The organism is Bacteroidota bacterium, from assembly GCA_016715425.1.
Classification (GTDB): domain Bacteria; phylum Bacteroidota; class Bacteroidia; order Chitinophagales; family BACL12; genus JADKAC01.
In genome coordinates this window covers 307242-327060 of record JADKAC010000008.1, presented here as the reverse complement: position 1 = coordinate 327060, position 19819 = coordinate 307242, and the positions used below count along the sequence as shown (strand labels likewise).

General features: G+C 33.1%; 16 protein-coding genes. 12 read left to right on the top strand and 4 right to left on the bottom strand.

What is annotated here, in order from left to right; all coding sequences use genetic code 11:
- Positions 1-126: 126 nt before the first annotated feature.
- Genes IPN31_15470 through IPN31_15440 form a run of 7 tightly spaced genes read left to right on the top strand, consistent with a single transcriptional unit; the run spans position 127 to position 5210 of the window.
- Positions 127-801 carry a winged helix DNA-binding protein gene (locus IPN31_15470; protein ID MBK8683274.1) on the top strand — a complete coding sequence of 225 codons (675 nt, stop codon included), beginning with the start codon at positions 127-129 and terminating at the stop codon, positions 799-801.
- Positions 802-2295: a phytoene desaturase gene (gene crtI, locus IPN31_15465; GenBank protein ID MBK8683273.1), complete on the top strand. Its 1494-nt coding sequence runs from the start codon at positions 802-804 to the stop codon at positions 2293-2295.
- On the top strand, positions 2279-3115 hold the full coding sequence (locus tag IPN31_15460; GenBank protein MBK8683272.1) for a phytoene/squalene synthase family protein: 837 nt from the start codon (positions 2279-2281) through the stop codon (positions 3113-3115). Before crtI ends, IPN31_15460 begins: the two co-directional genes overlap by 17 nt.
- Positions 3112-3567, top strand: a complete 456-nt coding sequence (locus IPN31_15455) for a hypothetical protein (GenBank protein ID MBK8683271.1) — start codon at positions 3112-3114, stop codon at positions 3565-3567. The genes IPN31_15460 and IPN31_15455 overlap by 4 nt, the downstream gene beginning before the upstream one ends.
- A 4-nt stretch (positions 3568-3571) precedes the next feature.
- Positions 3572-4045, top strand: a complete 474-nt coding sequence (locus IPN31_15450; protein ID MBK8683270.1) for an SRPBCC family protein — start codon at positions 3572-3574, stop codon at positions 4043-4045.
- Positions 4042-4494: a sterol desaturase family protein gene (locus IPN31_15445; protein MBK8683269.1), complete on the top strand. Its 453-nt coding sequence runs from the start codon at positions 4042-4044 to the stop codon at positions 4492-4494. The genes IPN31_15450 and IPN31_15445 overlap by 4 nt, the downstream gene beginning before the upstream one ends.
- Positions 4495-4496: 2 nt before the next feature.
- Positions 4497-5210: a lycopene cyclase domain-containing protein gene (locus tag IPN31_15440; protein ID MBK8683268.1), complete on the top strand. Its 714-nt coding sequence runs from the start codon at positions 4497-4499 to the stop codon at positions 5208-5210.
- Between the two features lie 444 nt (positions 5211-5654).
- On the opposite strand, the gene IPN31_15435 is transcribed toward IPN31_15440, so the two are convergent.
- Complete coding sequence (locus IPN31_15435) at positions 5655-7010, bottom strand: RNA methyltransferase (GenBank protein MBK8683267.1); 1356 nt, start codon at positions 7008-7010, stop codon at positions 5655-5657.
- An 87-nt stretch (positions 7011-7097) separates the two neighbouring features.
- Here IPN31_15435 and IPN31_15430 point away from each other — a divergent pair, with 87 nt between their 5' ends.
- The gene (locus tag IPN31_15430) at positions 7098-11093 is read left to right on the top strand and encodes a lamin tail domain-containing protein (protein MBK8683266.1); all 3996 of its coding nucleotides are present in this window, start codon (positions 7098-7100) and stop codon (positions 11091-11093) included.
- Positions 11094-11222: 129 nt separating this feature from the next.
- On the opposite strand, the gene IPN31_15425 is transcribed toward IPN31_15430, so the two are convergent.
- A complete protein-coding gene (locus IPN31_15425) occupies positions 11223-12119 on the bottom strand; it encodes a polyprenyl synthetase family protein (GenBank protein ID MBK8683265.1) in 897 nt (298 codons plus the stop codon).
- A gap of 227 nt (positions 12120-12346) precedes the next feature.
- Between IPN31_15425 and IPN31_15420 the strand changes: the two genes are divergently transcribed.
- From IPN31_15420 to IPN31_15405, 4 genes are all read left to right on the top strand, one after another.
- Positions 12347-13144: a M48 family metalloprotease gene (locus tag IPN31_15420; GenBank protein MBK8683264.1), complete on the top strand. Its 798-nt coding sequence runs from the start codon at positions 12347-12349 to the stop codon at positions 13142-13144.
- Between the two features lie 577 nt (positions 13145-13721).
- Positions 13722-17243: a S8 family serine peptidase gene (locus IPN31_15415; protein ID MBK8683263.1), complete on the top strand. Its 3522-nt coding sequence runs from the start codon at positions 13722-13724 to the stop codon at positions 17241-17243.
- Positions 17240-18202, top strand: coding sequence for a hypothetical protein (locus IPN31_15410; GenBank protein ID MBK8683262.1), 963 nt, complete (start codon positions 17240-17242; stop codon positions 18200-18202). Before IPN31_15415 ends, IPN31_15410 begins: the two co-directional genes overlap by 4 nt.
- A gap of 8 nt (positions 18203-18210) precedes the next feature.
- Positions 18211-18894 carry a hypothetical protein gene (locus tag IPN31_15405; GenBank protein MBK8683261.1) on the top strand — a complete coding sequence of 228 codons (684 nt, stop codon included), beginning with the start codon at positions 18211-18213 and terminating at the stop codon, positions 18892-18894.
- A gap of 257 nt (positions 18895-19151) precedes the next feature.
- Here the strand turns inward: IPN31_15405 and IPN31_15400 are convergent, their stop codons facing one another.
- Together IPN31_15400 and IPN31_15395 are read right to left on the bottom strand one after the other, a co-directional pair.
- Entirely contained in the window at positions 19152-19496 is a 345-nt protein-coding gene (locus tag IPN31_15400) for a DUF86 domain-containing protein (GenBank protein MBK8683260.1), read from the bottom strand.
- Positions 19489-19788, bottom strand: coding sequence for a nucleotidyltransferase domain-containing protein (locus IPN31_15395; protein ID MBK8683259.1), 300 nt, complete (start codon positions 19786-19788; stop codon positions 19489-19491). The genes IPN31_15400 and IPN31_15395 overlap by 8 nt, the downstream gene beginning before the upstream one ends.
- Positions 19789-19819 lie beyond the last annotated feature (31 nt).

The window sequence follows — 19819 nt, the reverse complement described above, 5'->3', positions numbered from 1 at the left end:
ACAATTCACTTCCAATATTAGGTATAATAATGTACTAATACTCTCGATATTTTCATAAAACTAAAATATATAGTATATAAATGAACTATATTCCTACTTTTGTATTATTAAAAAGTGCAAAAGATTATGAATTATACTTTATTAAAAGATACTATCAATTTATTGGAACGCTTTGAGGCTGAAATACAGCATAGTGAAGATTCTTCCAATACTATCAATGACTTTAAATCCTGGATTGCCGAATCTAATAAGGAAGTAAAACCAATTATGATGGAACCCGAATGGGAAGGCAAAGAAAAAGGGAGAAGCCCGGAAAGTGTGATCAATACTCTGATAGTTCACATGAACCGCTATGCAAAAACATATTCAAAGGCTGCCATGCATGACTCAGATTTCTCTACTCAGGAAGAGTTTATCTATCTCATTAATCTGAAAGCAAAGGGCGCAATGAGCAAGATGGAGTTGATAAAAATGAATATCCAGGAAAAACCCGCAGGTATGCAAATAATAAATAGAATGCTGAGGCAAGGATGGATAGAACAAAACGATTCACAAACTGACAAGCGAAGTAAAATAATAGCGATTACTCCAAAAGGCTTGCAGGCATTGGAACAACAAATGGAAAATATTCGCCAAGCGACAAAGATTGTTACTGGAGATCTTTCCTATAATGAGAAAATGGAATTGATAAAGTTGCTCAAAAAACTAAAAGATTTTCATCACCCGATATTCAGTAAAAACTTACCCAGTTCTCAACTATTGGAAACAGTATTGAAGAACTATCAAACCCAGAATAATTAAATGAAAAAGAAAATTGCCGTTATTGGCTCAGGTATCTCAGGATTGTCGGCTGCGGCTTATTCGGCAAAGGCCGGTAATGAGGTGCATGTGTTCGAAAAAAACAGTGGACCCGGCGGCAGAGCACGTCAATTTAAAACTGATAATGGCTACACTTTTGATATGGGTCCGAGTTGGTATTGGATGCCGGATATCATCAATAATTTTTTTCTTGATTTTGGTTATGAGGCAACAGATTTTTATAAACTGATATCGCTAAACCCGCAGTTCGAAATGATTTTTTCTGATGGTAGTTTAGCTGTTCCTGAAAATTATGAGGAGTTAAAAAATTTATTTGAAAAAATAGAAATTGGTGCAGGAAAACAATTAGATGCATTTATGAAATCAGCACGCTACAAATATGAAGTAGGCATGCAGGAGTTTGTAAATAAGCCATGCTACTCATGGATGGAATTTGCATCTCCAAAAATTGCAATAAGTGCAATGAAATTAGATTTACTTTCCGGATTTCGCAGTTATGTAAAAAAGTATTTTACAAATCCAAAGCTGATTGCTTTGATGGAATTTCCTGTAATATTTCTCGGGGCATCACCTAAAGATATTCCTGCATTATATAGCTTAATGAATTATGGTGGATTCGTATTGCGCACATGGTATCCAATTGGCGGATTTTATGAATTAGTACTTGCCATGAAATCTGTGGGAGAAGAACAAGGTGTACAATTTCATTTTGATTCAGCTATCGAAAAAATAAATGCCGGCGATGGCAAAGTAAATTCATTAACTATTAATGGAGAGAAATTATATTTCGATGCAATAATTGCTTCTTCTGATTATCATCATACAGAAACATTGTTGGATGAGAAGTATAGAAACTATACTGAGAATTATTGGGAAAGAAAAACATTTGCCCCATCCTGCTTAATTTATTATTTGGGTTTCAAAGAGAAAATTCCAAATCTGCAACATCATACTTTATTTTTTGAGAATGATTTAGATGCGCATATTGATAGCATTTATGTAGATAAAAAATGGCCGGAAAAATCATTGTTCTATGCATGTTGTCCTTCCAAAACTGATAATACAGTTGCACCGGATAATCATGAAAATATTTTCTTGCTGATGCCATTGGCAACAGGTATTAATGATGATGAATCTATTCGTGAAAAATATTTACAGGAAATGATTCAACGTCTGGAAAAACATACCGGCACTTCCTCTCTGCTATCCCAGATTGATTACAAAAAAAGTTATTGTGTAAGTGATTTTATTCAGGACTATAATGCCTATCAAGGCAATGCATACGGACTTGCAAATACATTATCACAAACGGCAGTTTTAAAGCCGGGTATAAAAAATAAAAAATTAAATAATCTTTTTTATACAGGTCAACTCACGGTTCCCGGACCCGGTGTTCCTCCTTCCATTATCTCCGGAAAAATTGTAGCCACAGAAGTAAATAAACTTAAACTAAAACATCATGAAGCAGCTATTTGATGAGCTCTCTTTTGAAGTGAGTAAATCCACCACTCAAAAATACAGCACCAGTTTTTCGCTGGGCATATTAGCATTGAGTCCTTCTATTCGTCCTGCTATTTATGCAATCTATGGCTATGTGAGATTAGCTGATGAAATTGTTGACAGCTTTCATGGCTATGATAAACAAGTGTTATTAAACAGGTTTAAAGAACATACCGAACAAGCATTAAATGAAGGCATTTCTCTGAATCCAATACTGCAATCTTTTCAGGAAACAGTAAATAAATATGATATAGATAGAAGTCTTATTTCTCAGTTTTTAAAAAGTATGGAAATGGATTTACATCCTGTAGATTACAATACAGATAAATACAACGAATATATTTTAGGTTCTGCTGAAGTGGTGGGTTTAATGTGTCTGCAAATATTTGTCGAAGGAAATAAAACAGATTATGAATTACTGAAACCTGCTGCAATGAAATTGGGATCGGCATTTCAAAAAGTAAATTTTCTGAGAGATTTAAAAGACGATTATCAGATTTTAGGTCGCACTTATTTCCCCGATATTAATATGGATTTGTTTGATAATGATTTAAAAGCAAATATTGAAAACGATATAGAAAACGAATTTAAAGAAGCCTTAAAAGGAATAAAAAAATTACCTGCCTCTTCTAAGTTCGGCGTGTATTTGGCCTATAAATATTATTTATCTCTATTCAAAAAAATTAAAAGAACTTCAGCTCAAAATATTTTAATTGAACGAGTGCGCATTCCAAATGGTAAAAAATTATCGTTGATGATGAGTAGTTATGTACAATACAAAACGACGATTTTATGAAATTAATGATAACATGTTTTGCATTTATTCTCGGCACTTCATTCACCACTTCTAAATTAAGTTTGGATGATATTCGCAGGAATTATCAATTGGCAGTGGATGATAAAAGTATTTGTCGCAGTATGATAGATCAACTAGGTGAAAATACTCAGGATAATGTGCAGTTAGCATACAGAGGTGCATTTCAAACAATATGGGCAAATCACACTTATAATCCGATGAGTAAATTTAATACGTTTAATGCGGGCAAGGATAATATAGAAAAAGCAGTTGCGCTTTCTCCTAATAATGTGGAGATAATATTTATAAGATATTCAATACAAAAAAATATTCCGTCGTTTTTAGGTTATAAAAGCAATATGCAAAGCGACAGAAAATTTTTACAAAATAATTTAAACAATATTTCTTCTGCCGAATTAAAAAAGATGGTGGTGGCAGTTTTAAATAGTTAACATAATGATATATCAACTTCATACTTCACAACAATTAAATTGCGATTTAAAAACCGCCTGGAATTTCTTTTCTTCACCACATAACCTTGCCCGGATTACACCGAAGGAAATGAATTTTACAGTGTTGTCGAATCTTGAGAATGAATCTATTTATGAAGGCATGGAAATAGAATATAAAGTGTCGCCTCTTCTTGGTATTCCTATGCATTGGTGCACTGAGATTACACAAGTAAACTATCAACAGAATTTTACAGATTTTCAAAAGAAAGGTCCTTATAAACTATGGAAACATTTTCATGAATTTATTCCCAACGAACAAGGCGTGCTGATGAAAGATACTGTAGATTATGAATTGCCTTTGGGATTTCTTGGAACTATCGGCAACACATTATTAGTTAGAAAAAAAGTACAACATATTTTCGATTACCGTTTTAAGGTATTAGAACAATTATTTAATACTCAAAATCCTTTTGTATGAATTTCTTAATAGTTATGTCCACATTTTTATTGATGGAAGGAAGCACCTGGATAATTCATAAATATGTGATGCATGGCTTTCTTTGGGTGCTGCATAAAGATCATCACGATCACAGCAACGAAGGTGAATTAGAAAAGAATGATTACTTCTTTATCATATTTGCGATACCTGCAATTATTTTGATGTATTTAGGAAGCCAACATGGATTTAATTATGTGTTTTACATCGGACTTGGAATTACAATTTATGGTATGGCGTATTTTTTTGTACACGATATTTTTATTCATCAGCGTATTAGCTTTTTAAGAAATACAAAAAATTCATACCTGCTTGCATTGCGCAGAGCACACAAACAACACCATAAATATTTAGGAAAAGAAGATGGTGAATGTTTTGGATTTTTATGGGTGCCTGTTAAATATTTCAAAATGTATTTGAGTAAAAAATAATAATGCAGTCTTACACTTATTTATTAGTTGATATACTTACCATCATCATTTGTTTTATTTTTTCTTTCCACAAAAGAATTCAATTCAATACATATTTTGGTGCATTTATAAAGGCAAGTGTTTTAGTTGCTATCCCGTTTATAATTTGGGATGTGTGGTTTACCAAAATGGGTGTGTGGTGGTTTGATAGTAAATACACAATAGGACTACGCATAGCAGGATTGCCATTAGAAGAGTGGATGTTTTTTATTTGCATTCCTTTCGCTTGCATATTTACTTATTACTGTATCAATAAATTTTTTAATCTCAACCGGACAGATAAATTCAGTGGTGGAATAGTTTTGATAATAACAATTCTTTGCGCAATAGTAGCAATGAATGCGCATCATAAAATTTATCCTTTAGTTACTGCAATAGTTGCCGCTTCTACTCTCTTGTATTTATATTTTATTGCAAAGGTGGATTGGATTGGTAAAGCAACCTTAGTATACTTGATTCTTATGCCGGGATTTTTTCTGGTGAATGGAATTTTAACCGGAACAGGATTAGCAAGCCCAATCGTAAATTATAATCCAGAAAAAATTCTAAATATTCGTATGCTCACCATTCCGGTGGAAGATGCGATGTATGGCTTTGCACAATTTTTATTGAACGTGTATTTCTTTAAGGTATTTAGCCAAAAGCCAAAGGCTAAAAGCCTACAGCCAAATACGTAGTGATGAGTTTTTATTAGTGAGTAGTGAGTGGTGAATAGTGAGTAAAAAAAATGAGTAAATGAGTAATCAATGATGAGTAATTAGTATCACGTTTTTCACAAAGTTCCCTTCGAAAGGTAGTGTTATAAATTCCTTTTAGAGAGGCGGTTAATTCGGTGAGAACTCCGAAATTAATAGTACTGTCTTACCCCTCTCTTCCAAAGAGAGGGGCAGGGGTGAGTTGGAAGGGCTTAATTGAATATCTCTCAAGCTTACCAATAAAAATCAATGCATCTTTCACAGAGAGTTCCCTTCGAAAAGTAGCTTAAACAATTCAGAGCAGAGAGTCGGGTAACTCTGTGATAACATCAACCCGAAACTTGAAACCCGAAACTATTTTGTCAAAGTCAATAGTCTATGTTTTTTTCATTGTCAATTGTCAACTGTCCATTGTCCATTTAAAAATCACATCCTAATCCTATACTCCGCCGGATAATAATTATTAATGCGGTTCGGTAATTTTTTTATCCAGCCTAAGGATTGGTTTTTATAACATACAATTGCCCATCCTTTAAAATCGCCGGTTAAATGTATTTCCTGTTTGCGCAAATATTGTAATGCAGTTTGTTTATCCAATTCAAATTTTGGAATAGTATCTTTTAATAAACTACTCATTGCAAATGCATGCGCCGGAATAAAATCTTTTCCTTTTATTTCTCCCAATGCTATTCCCGATTGCAATACCAAAAGTTTGGTAGCAAGCAATTTTATCTCTGCCAATATATTTTTTGGCAAAGCAATTATGGTATTGTTGATTTTAAAAAAATCGTGCAATGCAATATCATTTATCCATGCAGCAACAATACTTTTTTCGGTAGGTGTTACATCTTGAATCAAACTCTCTTTTGTTTTATAGAGTTGATTATTCTCTATTGCTTTTGTATTGCGCAACACAGAAATATAAAATCCTTCTCCTTTCACTTTATCCGGATAAAAGCGATAACCAATTCCACCTGCCGGAGTGTTCACTTCAATAATATTCCAGTCGACAAGTATTGGAATTGCTATTGATTGGAAGCCGAATTTATTAATTAACAGATCTGTAATGTTTTCATCTTCTTCAATAGAATAACTGCAAGTGGAATATATTAAAATACCATTTTCTTTTAACGCAGGTAATACATCTTCTAAAATTTTTTCCTGCCGTTGCAAACACATTTGTAAATTATTCAAATTCCAATGTTGCATTGCGTTTTCATCTTTCCTGAATAAACCACTTCCGCTGCAAGGTGCATCAATAAGTATTGCATCGAAATACTGTTGCAATGCACTAAAATGTTTTGCTTCATTATGTGTGATGATTTCATTTTCATAACCCCACTTCAACATATTTTCTTTCAGAACCTGTACTCGTTGTTTCACCAATTCATTACTCACCAAAATACTTTCAGGAGATAATATGGAAATGATATCTGTAGATTTTCCTCCTGGTGCTGCACATAAGTCAAGCACTTTTAATGGCCGATTTAAATCCATACAATGTTGCAAAGCATAACCTGCGAACATACTACTCGCTTCCTGCACATAATAACAACCGGCATGCAATAGCGGATCGAGTGTAAATACAGGACGTTCTTTTAAGTAGAGTGCATTTTCACACCATGCTACCTGTGCATCTATTTCAAATTCACAATATTTTTTTTTGGGATTTATGCGTATGCTTACCGGCGCATTTTCATCATGCGCCTTAATAAATGTTTCTGCATTGAATCCCGCAGCAGAATGTATATTATTTAAAAAATTTTCAGGAAACTCCGACATACTTTCTAAATCAAAAGTAAAAAGATTTGATGCAACATCTGATATTGGAATGATAGTCTGCTAAACAGTAACGCTTATCTTTATAATATGAAACTCACGAGGCTCCTGATAACAACCATGGCAATTGTATTTTGCAATTTTGCATTTGCTCAAATAGTGATTAATGAAATCAGTACTCGTGGTATTGTATTGTCTGCTGCAGAAAATGAAAGTGATTGGATAGAATTATATAATGCAGGAGCTACAGCAGTAAACTTGAATGGATATGGATTAAGTGATGATGCGGTGTATTTAAACAAATGGATTTTTCCTGATGTTACTATCAATCCAAATGAACATTTGCTGATTCTTGCAAGTGGAGATAATATTAGTTTTCTAATTAATCATTGGGAAACAGCAATTAATTATGATGAGGTTTGGCGATACAGATCAAACACTTCTGCACCTCCTTCTGATTGGAATACAAATAGTTTTGATGATAGCGTATGGAGTACCGGCGAAGGAGGTATCGGCTATGGAGATAGCGATGATAATACATATATCAGTTCCACTTATTCTATTTGTATGCGCAAAACATTTGATGCTGATCCTGATATTCTGGCTAAGGTAGTTTTGTATGCAGATTATGATGATGGTTTTGTTGCGTATTTAAATGGAGTTGAAATTGCACGGTCATCAAATATTGTTGGATCACCACCAACATATAATGCCGGAACAACAATAGATCATGAAGCGGTTTTATATTGGGGAGGTGTGCCTGAAGCATTTGTAATTCCGGATGCAATTTTTTCAGCAGCAATTGTACCTGGTGAAAATGTACTTGCTATTCAAGTGAATAATCTGAATTATTATTCCTCTGATTTCTCTTCTTTGTTTTGGTTATCATTTGGAATTACAACAACAGATAATCCTTATGGAGATGTGCCGCCGTGGTTTGCTTATGGAAGTACTTATTTAGAAACAAATTTTAAAATAAGTACAGCAGGAGAAACTATTTATTTAAGTGATGCATCAGGAAATATTTTAGATCAACAGTTTACAGGATATTTAGATGTGCATAATAGTATTGCAAGAATTCCTGATGGAAGTACATGGTGTGTTACTGCAAATGAAACACCCTCCACTACAAATGATTTTGCAACATGTACAGGAGGTTATGAACCTGCACCTGTATTTTCTTTAGCCCCCGGTTTTTATTCCGGCTCACAAACTATTGAAATATCTTCTACCTCTGCCACTGCTGAAATTCATTATACATTAGATGGTTCGCATGTAGATATTTCTTCACCCATTTATACTGATCCAATTACTATAGATACTACTTGTGTGGTGGCAGCAAAATGTTTTAGCAGCAGCACATTACTTCCATCACCCATGATTAAGAATACCTATTTTTTGGATGAAGGAGATTTCGGAATTAATATAATCAGTATTTCAACCGATCCCGGAAGTTTATGGGATAATGATACAGGCATCTATGTATTCGGTGATACCTATGATTATTGGTATCCCTATTTCGGTGCTAACTTCTGGGAGCCTTGGGAAAAATTAGCACATGTAAGTTATTATGATATGGATGGCAATGCATTATTCGAACATCAAATGATGCTTGAAATTCATGGAGGATATTCAAGAGCAGAAGATAAAAAAAGTTTCAGATTAGATTTTAAAAATAGCCTTGATGGAGATTTGGGATATGCCATTTTTCCGGATAAACCGGAAGTAAATTCATTCAATAATATTAATCTCCGCAATGGTGGTCAGCATGTTTGGTACAGCATGATACAAGATTCATATCTCGCCCGTGTGATGCGCAAAACAAATATTGATTATGAAGCTTACACACCTGTGCATGTTTTTCTGAATGGATCTTATTGGGGCTTGTATGAAGTGCGTGAAAAAGCAGATGAACATTTTGTAGAAAGTAATTATGGCAATGATGCAGATGATATTGATTTGTTAAATGGATGGACAGCTCTTGCAGGTTCTGATACCGGTTTTGTGAATATGTATAATTGGCTGATGGATCATTCTGTGGATGATGCAGATTTCTATAATTATTTTGCTGACCGGGTGGATGTTCAGAATTATGTAGATTATTATATCGGTGAAATTTATTATCAGAATTCTGATTTTGGTGGTGCTTATTGGGGACAAAATAATATTAAATTATATCGTGACCGTACCGGTGGAAAATGGCGACATATTATGTATGATATGGATGGTGCAATGGGTTGGTTTGGCGGTTCTGTTTGGGATAATTTTATTGACATTATTCGCAATCCTGCAGGTACTTCTATGAATTCACAAATCTTTGATAAGATGTTGGACAATGCAGAGTTCCGCATTTATTTTATCAATCGTTTTGCTGACTTAATTAATACGATTTGGCAAACAGAAAATATGGAAGCAGAAATGACGGAAATGCGAAGCCAATTAATAAACGAAATTCAAAGAACTGCTGATCGTTGGGGGCCTCCTTATAATGCATTAACCTGGATGGATTACACGCAATGGATTTTGGATTATAATGAAACCCGAATTACACCTGCACGTTATCAAATAAAATCTTCTTTTGGTTTAACGCAACAACGATTTATTACATTACAAGTAAATCCACCGGAAGCAGGTTATATTCAAATCAGTACAATTATTCCACAAGATTTACCATGGGAAGGTGTGTATTTTGAAGATGTGCCATTAATGATTACGGCTATTCCAAATCCGGGTTATACATTCAGCAACTGGACTTCTGTAGATGTAATTCCAACGGGTGAAGAATTGAATCAAAGTGTAACCTTATTTTTAAATTCAAGTGAAACATTTGAAGCAAACTTTACCGGTGCAGCAATAGAACCAGAAATAATTATTACAGAAATAAATTATAACAGTGAGAGCAGTGCAAGCAGTGGTGATTGGTTTGAATTATTTAATAATGGCAGCGATGCAATTGATATTTCCGGATGGCAAGTAGCAGATGCAACTGGTGTAAATACTTTTCACATTCCTATACAAACTATTTTAGAACCCGATGCATATTTGGTATTTAGTAATGATCTGGAAAATTTCTCTGCAAAAAATCCAACAATAGAAAATGTAATTGGTGAATTAAATTTTAAACTAAATAATACCGGTGATCGCATTGCATTGATTGCATTAAATGGCGACACAATTAGTAATGTTGTTTTTGCAGATAGCAGCGGATGGCCACAAGGTGCAGATGGTACAGGTCGCACATTGGAATTAAAAAATTATTTTGGAGATCAGAATGATCCAACCAATTGGTTCGACGGATGTATGTTTGGTTCGCCCGGTATTGCGTATTCTCCATGCGATGAAACACTTGTATTCAGTGAAATAAATTATAACAGTGCCGACACTGCAAATGCAGGTGATTGGGTAGAGATTTTAAATACATCTTCCACTACATTGGATATGAGCTTATGGAAATTTGCGGATAGCAATGATTCCTTGGTTTATCAAATTCCACCGGGAACAATGTTGCCTTCGGATAACAGATTAATCATTGCAAATAATTCTGCATTATTTAATGAACGTCATGCTGATATAGATCCGTTGACAACAAATTTTATGTTTGGATTAGATGCATCAGGTGATGTATTGCGCATTTATGATAACAATGGTGTAATTCAATTTTCTGTTATTTATAATGATGAATTACCCTGGCCGACAGAAGCGGATGGTGGTGCTAAAACATTAGAACTTGCAGAAATAAATGGAATGATGAATGATGCATCCAATTGGTTTGCGGGATGTCCTGAAGGTTCACCCGGCATTGCGTATGATCCGGATTGTGGTGTAGTGGTTTTTATTAATGATCCTGCACTTTCTTTTTCAGTATATCCGAATCCTGCGGATGATTATTTTATTGTGGAATCAGACATTGCAATTTTAAGTTTAGAAATTATGGACTTAAGTGGCAAAGTGATTTATGAAATGAATGCAAATAATTCATTGAAAACTATAATTCCAACTTCATATTTGTACAATGGATTCTACCTGATGAAATTGCATTTTGAACAAGGTGAAAGAATTTTAAAATTTATTGTGCAACATAAGTAGTGAAAACTTATATATAGAAATATGGGGTATTACGAATAATATATTTTATAAACACAGTTCAACAGTTCGACAGTTCAACAATTCTACTTTCTATAATACAAACTGAAAAAATAATTTTCAGATAATCTATTATTTTTTTCTTTCCGTAGTATAAAGCACCAATTGTTTTAAACCATTATTGCTTGCATTTGCGGGGAAACTCTTCAGCACATCAAATGCTTTATTTTGATAATTATTCATTGCTTGTTCTGCATATTCAATTCCGCCGGATTTATTTACAAAATCAATTACTTCCTTCACTTTTTTAGGATCGTTATTATTATTTTTTACAATATTTTTTATGCGACGTTTATCCATTGTTCCGGCTTTACTTAAAGCATAAATAAGTGGCAATGTCATTTTGCGTTCTTTAATATCACTACCTGTTGGTTTGCCGATATCATCTGCACCATAATCCATAAGATCATCTTTAATCTGAAATGCAATACCAATGTATTCACCGAACAATCGCATTTTTTCTATCATCACTTCATCTGTTGTTACCGATGCTGCTCCTGCGCTGCAAGCGGCTGCAATTAATGAGGCAGTTTTTTTTCGGATAATATCATAATAAATATCTTCTTTAATATCTAAACGTCTGGCTTTTTCTATCTGCAATAATTCGCCTTCGCTCATTTCCTTCACTGCATTACTTGTTATTTTTAAAATATGATGCTGATTGCGCTCCAGCGAAACCAATAATCCTTTTGCGAGTAAATAATCCCCAACAAGCACAGCAATTTTATTTTTCCAAAGTGCATTCACAGAAAAATATCCACGGCGTTCATTCGAGTCATCCACCACATCATCATGCACTAAAGTTGCTGTATGTAATAATTCAATTAAGGAAGCAGCAGTATAAGTGGATTCTTCAATTTTGCCGAATAAGCCCGCACTGAACAACACAAACATCGGCCGCATTTGTTTCCCCTTGCGATGTACAATATAATGCATCACACGATCTAACAAGGGCACATTACTGCGCATTGCATCCCGGAATTTTGTTTCGAAAATTTCCAGTTCAGCCTCAATCGGTTTTTTAATGATATCTAATTGTGCGGACACGCTTGCAAGTTATTACCGGAACAGCATTTTACATAATATTAGTCTCAACCACTCCCTTATTGTTATTAATGATATATTCCAAACATTTCACTTCCTTAAACTTTCTTTTGGAATGATGTTTGAAAAACAAGAAAATAAAAAATCAGATCATGCATAAACAAATCAGCTTAATACTACTTCTCTTAACTGCAAGTATTTTTAGTTTGTCCTCTTGTTCAAAAGGGGGAGGTATAAATATTTTCAGTATTGAGGATGATAAACAATTAGGGGCACAGATTGCAACTGAAATTGCAGCAGATCCAGCAACATATCCTCTGTTAAATGAAAGTGATTATCCGGAAGCATACGAGTTGTTGTATGATATTCGTGATCGCATTTTAGATGCCGGTGAAGTGGAGTATAAAGATGAATTTGTATGGCAATTAAAAATCGTGAAAGATGATGATGTATTAAATGCATTCTGTACTCCCGGCGGATATATTTATGTATATACCGGATTAATAAAATATTTAGAAAATGAAGCACAATTAGCGGGAGTTTTAGGACATGAAATTGCGCATGCAGATTTACGCCATGTTACTGATCAGCTAACCGAGCAATATGGTATTTCACTTTTATTAAGTTTGGTATTAGGGCAAAATCAAAATGTATTAACAGATATTGCAGTGAATCTTGTGAGTTTATCATTCAGTCGTGCAGATGAAAGTCAGGCAGATGAATACTCAGTAATTTATTTATGTCCAACAGAATATTATGCAGCCGGTGCAGCAGGATTTTTTGAATTAATAGAAGCAAGTGGCGGCTCTGATATTCCTGAATTTTTAAGCACACATCCAAGTCCTGAAAACAGAATAGAAGATATTCATGCAGAAAATGATTTGTTGGGTTGTGATGGTGACGAAACATTTGATGTACGCTATCAGCAATTAAAAGATGCGTTGCCATAAATGGTATTGGGTATAGAGTATTGAGTAGTGAGTATTCTTGTATTCGACTCAAAGAGTGCTCTTCGAGTAATTCTGTAATAACCGGAAGAGGAACGAAATTTTTTTCCTCTTTTTTATTTGTAATAATTGGTGTTCTTACATACGTCTCTGTTATAACATAAAAAATAAATTCATAGATCATTAATTCAAGAAAAAAATTACACGGAGTTGCCCAGAGAAATACGGAGTTACACGGAGAAATTAAATCTAAAAATCTTTAATGCGAAATTTTTTTAAGTTCAATTTTTAATTGTTTTTATATAATTGAAATAAATAAAATTAATTCTCTTTGAAACTTATGAAATTATAGCAAAATCAAAATTTAAATTGGATTTATTTGCAAATAATAATCCACTTGAAGAATATTAGAAGAATAAATAAAATATTGATACTAAATAATTTTTTATTACCTTAGTCATCTAAACCAATTTATCATGAAAAATTTATTTACTAAATCTACCCCCCCCCCCCCCGCAGAATCTTACAAATAGCATCATGCTTAATCTGCCTTCTGCTTTTTAATTTTAATAATTCACTTATGAGTCAAACTTTGGTCAACCAACTTTGGCAACTTGAATTAAACTACCCCGATACAGTAGAATGGAATGCATCTATATTAGATGGTAGCAATCTGATTACCACAGGAAATACATGGAATGGTGCAACTCAAAAAACAAACATCGTTACTACAAAAACAAATCAAGGTGGCAGCATTGTTTGGCAAACAGAATACAACGGCACAGCAAGTGGATTTGATTATGGTGCTGCACTTATAAAAGATGCCAGCGGTAATGTATTTGTCGCAGGTGCTACAAATGCGTCCGATGATTATACTTATGATATTGTTGTAATTAAATATAATTCAATTGGAGTGCAACAATGGGCTACCACTTTTGATGGTACAGGTGCAGGTAATGATATACCTTCCGATATACTTTTAATTGGTACTGATATATATGTATGTGCAGCAAGTATTGGTATTACTACCGGCTACGATAATTTATTGTTAAAATTAAATTCAGGCGGTACAGTGCAATGGAATAAGCGATATGATTATACGAGTTTATACGATATACCCGGTCATCTGATTAGCAATGGAGGAACTAATATTGTTGTGAGTGGTGCAAGCCAATCTTCAGCTACAAATTGGGATTATACTTCATTGAAATACAGTTCTTCCGGCACATTAATTCAAACACAACGCAGCAGTGCAGCCGGTTATGGTTTCGACAGACCAACAGGATTAGTTACTGATGGCAGTGATAATTTTTATATAACAGGTTATACTTATAATGGTACTGACTACGATATGCGCACTATTAAATTAGATGAAGATTTATCACCTGTTTGGACAGTAAGCGAAAACGATGGTGGCGAGGATGGAAGCAATGCAATATGTATAGATGGCAGTGATAATATTTATATAGCGGGCTATGCAGAAAATTCGATTGATAGCAGACAAATAAAAATAGTAAAGTACAATAGCGGCGGTACATTACAATGGGAGAAAATACTACAAAACAGCAGTAACGATATAGAAGCCCAAGCAACAGGCATTACTTATAACAGTACCAGTGACCGTGTAGTAATTACAGGTTTCTATGAATATACATCAGGCAAAAAAGTAATTACCACTTTTGCATTAAGAACTGATAATGGAAACCTCACATGGAAAAATGAATATCCTAACTTGGGTGAAAGTATTGACATACCAACAAATGTATTAGCCAATAATAATTATGTATGGGTATATGGTAGAAGAACTGAGGATGATACTACAAGATATGTTACGGTGAAGTATGAGACAATGACTTATCCTTATGAAATAATAAATGACACAAGTGGGAAACCAATTTACGTTGATGAGCAAATGATAATATCCTTTAAACCTGAAAATGTTGATTTGAATTTTGTAAATAACACTCAAAAACAATTTTCAAATTTGATTGATGTAATTGATAGTGGAACGTACAATACTTTATATCCTCTAATTAAAGGCCAGGGACAATTTACACCAAAAGTGTATAAGATATATTCAAAGTTAACAGCCAATGATTCTCTATCAATTACGAGGCTTGGGGACACTATATCAATACCAAAATTTTGGTCCTCATTTATAGTTACATTGAATGTAAACATTGAAGATGTATATGATACCTTGAATAATATGATTTCTATTATTGATTATTCGCATCCCAATTATTTATTTGGCCAAGATTTTTCCCCCAATGATGATGACTATAACTTACAAAATAGTTTATTTGACGGATCAACATCACTTGAAGATATCAATACCGAAGGTGCATGGGATGTGGAAAAAGGAGGAACTCACATTAAGGTTGGTGTATTTGATACGGGTATTTATTGGAAACATGAAGATTTTCATCTAACATCTGGAAATGAAGAATTTAGCGACTCTAAAATTATTGGCGGTTGGGATTATGAAAATGATCATGCAGTTTATGAAGATGATAATTCACTTTCAAATTCTAATAATCACGGAACTTGCGTGGCAGGAATAATTGGAGCAATTACAGATAATGATATAGGAATAGCTGGTATTGCAGGTGGGGATTTAATTACAGGTGATATAAATTCAACAGGAGTACAGCTCTTTGATATGGAAGTAGCAAGAGAAGAATATAATCCTTTAATCGAACATGAAGAACCTTTATATGACACATGGTTTTGTGCAAATGCAATTACTGAAGGGGCGTCTTATACACCTGATGGAAGTTATGGATATGGATTACATATAATGAATCATAGTTGGGGAACTGGAATTGTAGGTCAAATAATAGATTGGAATTTTGATGCTATGAGTAATGCTATGAATTTTGCATTTAAGAGCCATGTAATTCAAGTTTGTGCAAAAGGCAACGAAGCAACAGGAGACTTACATTATCCTTCAGATTTAAGCGATAATTATATATTAAGTGTAGGTGGTTCAGGTAATGATGGAGAATTTTACGAAGGAAGTTCTGGATCCGGTTCTAATTTTGGGAATAATATTGACTTGATGGCGCCTTATGGTTCTGAAGGAGTTACAATTTATACAACAGATAACGGTGCAACAGATGACTACATAACATTTGGAGGTACATCTGGAAGTGCACCACATGTAAGTGGCGTTGCTGCTTTGATGTTAAGTCAAGTGAATAATCATGATTCTGCGCCTCATTTTGAAAATCTAACACAAGAAGATGTAGAAGCAATTTTACAAATTACAGCAGACGAAAGATTTGAACCACCTTGTAATGAAGATATCTATGATGACTATTGTGGCTGGGGGATATTAGACGCACAAGAAGCATTGGAGGTTATTGAAATGCCAAAGTATAAAGTGATTCATATTTGTCAAGAATATAATGTTACAGATGATGATCTTGATGAAGAAGAAATGACAATATTTATAGCAGAAGCTGGAGATTATGTAGGAATAAGTGCTGGGTATTATTGTGCAGCACGTTATAAAATTAATAGAGCTGCTTATCACTCACTTTCAGCTTCAAGTGTAATTCTTAACAATTGGATTTTACCAAGTATGTCGAATGTTTTAGGTTTAAATGATGCAGTTCAGATTGTAACAGATGACCCTTCTTTTACGATGTCATCTCCCAGTTTATCATCAACCACTGTTGAGGGTTATATTTATTTTTTATATCATACATCCTCTTGCGAATTATATGGTAGTACAGTAAATAAATGGATTCCATTTGATCCAAATACAACAAAAGCCAAGTTTTGCTATTCCTTACATGTTTATGATGAATATGCAACTGAAATTACTGCGTTAGGTGAGGAAGTTTCTATTACCATTTTCCCAAATCCAACTTCTGATTTTGTAAATATTGCTAGTGAAGATTTTATCGGAATGAATGATTTAATAATTCAGGTAAAAGACATAACTGGGAAAATACTTTACAGTAGTAAAGAAGACAGATTTTCAATATCAAATAATTTTATTTCCATCCCAGTTGCAAAATACCAATCCGGTATTTATATTATTTCAGTTAATGATGGCTATAAGCAATTAACCGGTAAATTCATCAAATTATGATTTTAATTATCAAAAGAATAATAACCGTATTAATGATGTTATTCTTTATATCTTGTGATAAACCTATTATTGATATTTTCACTGATTGCGATTCCATCAATTATTCTTCAATAAATACATGGGAATATGCAAATAATTACTATCTGGCACCTTGTTTTAATCCTGAAAATTCAAATGAATTTATTTATGTTTTAGATAAACCGAATGATCCCACTTTTAGTAAGCAATTATGGAAGTATAATCTGACTACAAAAGAAAAAAGCTATATAACCGATAATGTTTGGTATTACCCCAAATATGGTTTAGATGACTGGATTTTCCTTAATAGATTTAATCAGCAGATATGGAAAGTGAAATCGAATGGAGATAGTTTGCAACCCCTATTTACAGAAGAATTAAATTATGATGTTGAACCATGCATTCATGATAAAAGAATTGTATTTCGCAGAATTATAGAAAGTGATTATTTTGTAATGTTTTCTGATTATAATGGAAATATTTTATATCAAACTATAGATAAAGTATTTAGTGATGGGGCTTGGTCAGGTAATGGCGAAAAAATTCTTTCCTTATATAGCAATAATTCAGGAAGTTTGGATATGGGGATTGCTCTATACGACACTCTGTTTAATCTAGAAAAAATAACTTTAGGATTTCAGTATGAATCCTATTATGATGCTATTCACGGCATGGATTGGTTTTCAGATTCAGAAAATTTTGTATGGTGTAAACTAAGTGGACTCTATAAAGTTAATATCAACACTGGTGTGCAAGAATTATTAAAGGAAGGTTGTGATGTAAGTGAAATTGGTTGGCCTTCTGTAGCAAGTGATAATTCGGGAATTTTACTTGAATCCTATGTAAGAAGTAAAATTGAAAATAACACTTGGCTAATGGAATCAAATATTATTTTGACCGACATGAATGGTGAAAATGAAATTATCTTAAATCTGGATTAATGAATTTTATGAAGAATAGTATCACATTAATAATTTGCAGTTTATTATTTTTAAATTGCTATACTCAAAATAATTTTTCTATATCGGCAAATTATGGTTACGGCAATACAGTTTGGGGAATTAAACCAATTGAGTTTAGTTTTCATGATATTTATGGCAATACGGATACTACAGTTTTTATTTATACATCTTCATCAGATCCTTGTTATGCTTTTCAGATTTCAGGAGAATATGCATGGAATAAAGCCATTGTTGGTTTATCTGCCGGAATGCAACATTTTTATGTAAGAAACTTAATATACGATGGCATACCTGCACTCGGTATTCCCACTATTATAAGTCCTGTGGCAAATCCTACACCTACACATTATAAGTTTGGAGTTTATGGCGGATATACTATTGCTGCAAAGAATAATATTACAGTTACACCTTACTTGCAATTAGGAACATTTATAGATGATTATGTAAGTGACGAAGAAGGTTTTCATTGGTATTTTAATACATCTATGCAGTTTGCTTATCTGATTGCAGATAATTTCAAAATATATATTCAACCATCTTATGATTATTCACGATGGAATTCAAATAATGAAAATAATACCGACGATCAAAAAATTTGGATAGATATATATTCTTTTACAACAAGTTTTGGAGTAAGCTATATTTTTGGGAATAAGAAATTAAGCGAATAATATTATTTTAATAAAGTTTACAGCGACTACCTTCAAATAAATTGTGATTGGATGATGCAGGTTACACTTATAGAATAAAAAAAAATTACACGGAGTTGCCCAGAGAAATACAGAGTTACAGAGATAAAAAAAATTTAGAATCTTTAATGCGGAATTTTTTTAAGTTGAATTTTTAATTGTTTTCATATAATTGAAATCAATATAATTAATTCTCTGTGCACCTCTGTGATAACATGAAGGTGATGGTGGAATGATTGTTAATTTTTTATTAGTAACTCAATTTCTTCTTTGAGTTTAGGAAGATGATTTATTAAAATTGACCAAATATTTTCGTCCGATATATTGTCATAAGAATGAATAATCTGATTTCTTAAACCAATAATAGCTTTAGCATTCGTAATAATATCAGCCCAACTTTTATCTTGTTTAATTATTCTGTTAATAGCTTCGCCAATTATTTCGAGGTTTCTTTCCACCGCCCGCTTCAACATTATATTTTTGCGGTATAAATTAAAGTCTCGCTTTTCAGTTATAAAATATGCATCAATCTCATCAATTGCCAATTTGATATCATACAAATATTTTAAAATTCTTTCATCCATATACCCTTTCTTTTGATCTATTAATTGACTGAATTAAAATCGGATTCTTTAAAGTCTGTTCTTCTAACAAATCCACTTTTCTACCAACTAAAGATTCAAGTTTTAATTTAAAATCCATATAATTATCAAAATAGTTTTCTAACTCAATGTCTTTAAATTTAACAAGAAAATCAACATCACTTTCATCATTAAAATTTGCGTTAATTGAAGAGCCAAACACATACATTGTTTCTACATAATGTGTGTTACACAATTTTCTAATACTTTCAATATTTGATTCTATTACCATTATTCAAAGCTACAAAACATTGTACTCAGTATCT

Bases quoted from the DNA above. Each gene is read 5' to 3' on its own strand.
- IPN31_15470 (MBK8683274.1), top strand. From the start codon at position 127: ATGAATTATACTTTATTAAAAGATACTATCAATTTATTGGAACGCTTT.
- crtI (MBK8683273.1), top strand. From the start codon at position 802: ATGAAAAAGAAAATTGCCGTTATTGGCTCAGGTATCTCAGGATTGTCG.
- IPN31_15460 (MBK8683272.1), top strand. From the start codon at position 2,279: ATGAAGCAGCTATTTGATGAGCTCTCTTTTGAAGTGAGTAAATCCACC.
- IPN31_15455 (MBK8683271.1), top strand. From the start codon at position 3,112: ATGAAATTAATGATAACATGTTTTGCATTTATTCTCGGCACTTCATTC.
- IPN31_15450 (MBK8683270.1), top strand. From the start codon at position 3,572: ATGATATATCAACTTCATACTTCACAACAATTAAATTGCGATTTAAAA.
- IPN31_15445 (MBK8683269.1), top strand. From the start codon at position 4,042: ATGAATTTCTTAATAGTTATGTCCACATTTTTATTGATGGAAGGAAGC.
- IPN31_15440 (MBK8683268.1), top strand. From the start codon at position 4,497: ATGCAGTCTTACACTTATTTATTAGTTGATATACTTACCATCATCATT.
- IPN31_15435 (MBK8683267.1), bottom strand. From the start codon at position 7,010: ATGTCGGAGTTTCCTGAAAATTTTTTAAATAATATACATTCTGCTGCG.
- IPN31_15430 (MBK8683266.1), top strand. From the start codon at position 7,098: ATGAAACTCACGAGGCTCCTGATAACAACCATGGCAATTGTATTTTGC.
- IPN31_15425 (MBK8683265.1), bottom strand. From the start codon at position 12,119: ATGCGCAGTAATGTGCCCTTGTTAGATCGTGTGATGCATTATATTGTA.
- IPN31_15420 (MBK8683264.1), top strand. From the start codon at position 12,347: ATGCATAAACAAATCAGCTTAATACTACTTCTCTTAACTGCAAGTATT.
- IPN31_15415 (MBK8683263.1), top strand. From the start codon at position 13,722: ATGAGTCAAACTTTGGTCAACCAACTTTGGCAACTTGAATTAAACTAC.
- IPN31_15410 (MBK8683262.1), top strand. From the start codon at position 17,240: ATGATTTTAATTATCAAAAGAATAATAACCGTATTAATGATGTTATTC.
- IPN31_15405 (MBK8683261.1), top strand. From the start codon at position 18,211: ATGAAGAATAGTATCACATTAATAATTTGCAGTTTATTATTTTTAAAT.
- IPN31_15400 (MBK8683260.1), bottom strand. From the start codon at position 19,496: ATGGATGAAAGAATTTTAAAATATTTGTATGATATCAAATTGGCAATT.